5 protein-coding genes are annotated in these 3,518 nt (G+C 63.0%); 3 read left to right on the top strand and 2 right to left on the bottom strand.

What is annotated here, in order from left to right; translation table 11 throughout:
- Both O2807_13650 and O2807_13645 read left to right on the top strand, forming a co-directional pair.
- The coding region (locus O2807_13650) for a hypothetical protein (protein MDA1001546.1) at positions 1-594 on the top strand (594 nt) is incomplete at its 5' end.
- 115 nt (positions 595-709) lie between these two features.
- A complete protein-coding gene (locus tag O2807_13645) occupies positions 710-1,144 on the top strand; it encodes a cupin domain-containing protein (protein MDA1001545.1) in 435 nt (144 codons plus the stop codon).
- Positions 1,145-1,237: 93 nt separating this feature from the next.
- Here O2807_13645 and O2807_13640 read toward each other — a convergent pair whose 3' ends face one another.
- Positions 1,238-2,161, bottom strand: coding sequence for a M28 family peptidase (locus O2807_13640; GenBank protein MDA1001544.1), 924 nt, complete (start codon positions 2,159-2,161; stop codon positions 1,238-1,240).
- A 133-nt stretch (positions 2,162-2,294) separates the two neighbouring features.
- Between O2807_13640 and O2807_13635 the strand changes: the two genes are divergently transcribed.
- Positions 2,295-2,822 carry a cupin domain-containing protein gene (locus O2807_13635; GenBank protein MDA1001543.1) on the top strand — a complete coding sequence of 176 codons (528 nt, stop codon included), beginning with the start codon at positions 2,295-2,297 and terminating at the stop codon, positions 2,820-2,822.
- A gap of 154 nt (positions 2,823-2,976) precedes the next feature.
- Here O2807_13635 and O2807_13630 read toward each other — a convergent pair whose 3' ends face one another.
- Positions 2,977-3,375: a cyclic nucleotide-binding domain-containing protein gene (locus tag O2807_13630; GenBank protein MDA1001542.1), complete on the bottom strand. Its 399-nt coding sequence runs from the start codon at positions 3,373-3,375 to the stop codon at positions 2,977-2,979.
- Positions 3,376-3,518: the final 143 nt, after the last annotated feature.

Here is a 3,518-nt window from a genome sequence, read left to right as displayed (position 1 = left end):
ATCATCCGCCCGCCCCGCACCGGCCGCGGGGCGCGGACAAAGACGCCCGGCGCCCGTTTTCACGGCCGCCCGTTTGTGGGAAATTACTCCCGGAACATCGTCTCCATGAACCAGCCGTCCGGGAGGGCGCAGATGACGCGCGCGGCGTTGCGGTGGAAAACATGGGCGGCCTTCGCCCTCTTGCTCGGAATCGCCCTCGGCGGATGCGCCGTGGCCATCCCGATCCTCCCTGCCGGCCCGGGCGGGATCGTCCTCATCCCGAGAACGGACCCCCTTACCTACGACCCGGACGCGCGGTTTTTCTTCGTGGAATACCTGAAGGAATCTCCGGGCACCATCCGCCGCGTGGCCGTGCTCCTCGAGCTGGCCGAGGGCGAGCTGGGGCTTCTGCTGAATCCCGAACGCTATTCGTCCGCCGACATCGGCGTGGCCGCCCTCAAGGAAATGATCCCGCGCTATCTGCCCCTCCGCCTGAACCAGATCCGGAACGGGGACGGAAAACCGCTGGGCTACGCTTTTCTCCCCCCGGGCGCCGGGCTCCGCCTCCTCTCCCGCGAGCTGGGACGCTACACCTTCGAGCTGACCGGGAATTGAATCCGCAAGCCTCTGGATGCGCGCGCTCCCCGAAGGCTTCCCTCTTTTCGGCGTTGCGGGTAAAATCAGGGATCACTCGAACAATACCTTGACCATCAATGGAGGAAAGCCGTCCATGAGCTTTTACAACTGGGACATGCTGCCGGTCACGCACGACCGCCCCGGCGTCACCCACCGCCGGATCTTCGGCGACAACATCCAGATGCAGCACCTGATCACCGAGCCCGGCGGCACCCCCACCAAAATGCACAACCACCCCGACAACGAGGAGTTCTTCTACATCCAGGCGGGCGAGTGGGACTTCACCCTCGAGGGCGAAACGCGCAAGCTCGCCCCCGGCGATGTCGTCCACGTCAAGATGGGCGCCATGCACATGCTGAAACTCGTGAGCGATGAGCCCGGCATGGTGCTCGAGGTGTTCCACCCCGTCCTCAACACCGAGCTGGCCAAGGACCGCGATCAGTTCACCATTGACGCCATCAAGAGCCGGATGGAATTTAGCGAAGAGCCCGGCGAAATGAACCGCGGGCGCCCGCCCGAGAAGGGCTGACCGGCGGCACCCCGAAAGAATCCTCAGCGCCGCGGAAGCTGGATGCGCAACCCAGCGCCCGCGGCGCTTATTTTTCGATGAAGAGCGCGGCGCTTATTTTTCTTCCAGCAGCGCGGCGATCAGCGCGCGCGCCACGTTCGCGAGAAAGGCGTAGTCGAGGGTCTCGGGCGTGTCGCCCGGCTGGTGGTAGTTCGGGTTCCGCAGGAAGGCCGTATCGGTCAGCATGACGGCGGCATAGCCCCAGTCCCAGAACGGGGCGTGATCGCTCATCCGCGTCATCGGCACGAGATAGCCCCGCAGCGGCACCCGGTAGGAGACGATCTCCAGCGCGGGAACGTGCCGCGCCGCCGCCTCTGAAAACCCGCGCATGAGGCCGCGGGATTTCCGCGTCCCCACCACCCCGAGGAACGTCCCCGCGTCGGGCGGGATGAAGGGCAGCTTGATGGGCACTCTCTGGCTCCCGGGCCGGGGGTCGGTGTAGCCCACCGATTCGAGGATGAAGACCCCGGCGTATTTCTCCCACCGGAAGCGGGCCCTTCGAGCGAAGTGGTAGCTCCCGTGGCGGCACCTGCGATCGCGCGCATCCTGGGGCTCTTCGATGTCGAAGCCGACGAAGCGCACCGGCCGCGCGGGCGGATGGCGCCGGAGAACCTCGGCGACGGCAAGAAGCGCCGCCACCCCGCTCGCGTTGTCGTCCGCCGCGGGGCTCCCGGCACTGCCGTCGAAGTGCGCCCCGACGAGAAAGGGGGCCGCACTTTGATCTTGGCCCGCCGCCTCGGCCACCACATTCTCGAAGGGAAGCCCCCGGAAGCGGAACGGGTCGCGGGCGGGGGCATAGCCGAAACCTTCAAGGCGCGCGGCGAAGCGCTCGCGCTTTTCGGCCAAAGCCTCCGGGTTCTCAAGGCCGTGGCGCAGGCCTGAGAATTCCGCTACCCATTCGCGCAGGCGCTCCTCCCGGACGGATTCCACCGCATCCCTGACCGCATTCTGGACCGCATCCCTGCCCGCATCCGCCATCAGGCCTCTTCCTCTCACTTTTTCCGGAAAATTTCCGCCCGGAATCCTGTATAGTTTCCCCATCATTGCAAACGGCGGTGCGCCGCCTTTCTCTGGCCGCCATTTTCTGGCTGCCTTTCTCTGGAGAAACTCCATGCCGTACTTCTACAATACCAAAAAGATGAAGCGGGGATTGGCCGGAAAATCCTACAGCACCTCCGAGGGGGTCTGGGTGGAGGGCGATCGCGTGCTCTTCGGCCTCATCACCATGCCCGCCGGCACCGGCGCCCACCCTCACCGCCACCCCAACGAGCAGTTCCTCTACATCCTGCAGGGCAAGATCGAATCCACCATCGGGGGGCGGAAGCAGGTCAGCGGCCCCGGCGACATCCACCACATCCCCGCGAACACCCTCCACGGCGGAAGGGTCGTCTCCCGGGAGGACCTCATCTTCGTCACGGCGAAGGACGGCTCCTGGGGGATCGAGGGAACCCCCGAGGGAGAGGCCCTCGGCGGCCTCATCACCGCCAAGGCCAAGAAAAGCATCGCCGCCAAGTACAAGAAGGTCGCCGCGGGGCTCAAGAAAAAGCCCGCCACGAAAGCCAAGAAGAAAATCAAAAAGAAAGCTGCGAAGAAAAAAACCGCGGCGCGGAAAAAAACCGCGGCGCGGGGAAAGAGATAAACGAAAAGGCAATCGGCCCGCTCACCTCGACGCGCTTGAGTGGGGATATGGCAACCGGGGGAATCCTTGCTTTCCGGGATACGCTGGCGAAGTTTATGGGTGTGGATAAACGGGGTTTTTCAATGCCAGTTTCATGAATCGATCATCTGAAAGGTCATTCGCCAGGCTCTCGTTTTTTCAAATGGTCTTGGATGACGCCGATCAGCATCCGTTGTGTGATGTTTAACCGCTGGCCAATGACGTGAGCCAGGTTTCGCATGAACGCATGACCGAAACGATCGCTTTCTGTGCACAGTCTTTGGATATCTGACCCGCTCACCTTCAGCAGCTTGGAGTCTTTGACGGCGATGGCCGTGAGTATGTACGCATGGGGTGCGACGACAGCGGACCAACCAAGCATATCGCCCTTGAACTTCCGGTCCATGCTGGCCGTATGCAAAGCCGCGTAATGCGTTACGGTGAATCGGAGTTCCACAGAACCCTCGCTCACGATGTACAGATGCCCGGCTGGACTTTCTTCCTCGAAAATGGTCTGTCCCGCCCCGAACGCCACTGTTTCGCAAGCCGCCGCGACTTTATCGAGTTCCTCATCCGAAAATCCCTTGAAGAGGTCGGATTACTTCAGCAGGCTCATCATCGATGCTTCCCCCCTGTGCTGGGCGAGCGATTCTTTGGGGTGTAACTTCCCCGTTTTCG

It is taken from the genome of bacterium, assembly GCA_027622355.1.
GTDB lineage: Bacteria > UBA8248 > UBA8248 > UBA8248 > UBA8248 > JAQBZT01.
Note: the sequence above shows the minus strand (reverse complement) of the source record. Positions and strands in the feature narration are given on the sequence as shown.

Coding starts and splice junctions, on each gene's coding strand:
- O2807_13645 (MDA1001545.1), top strand. CDS start 710: ATGAGCTTTTACAACTGGGACATGCTGCCGGTCACGCACGACCGCCCC.
- O2807_13640 (MDA1001544.1), bottom strand. CDS start 2,161: ATGGCGGATGCGGGCAGGGATGCGGTCCAGAATGCGGTCAGGGATGCG.
- O2807_13635 (MDA1001543.1), top strand. CDS start 2,295: ATGCCGTACTTCTACAATACCAAAAAGATGAAGCGGGGATTGGCCGGA.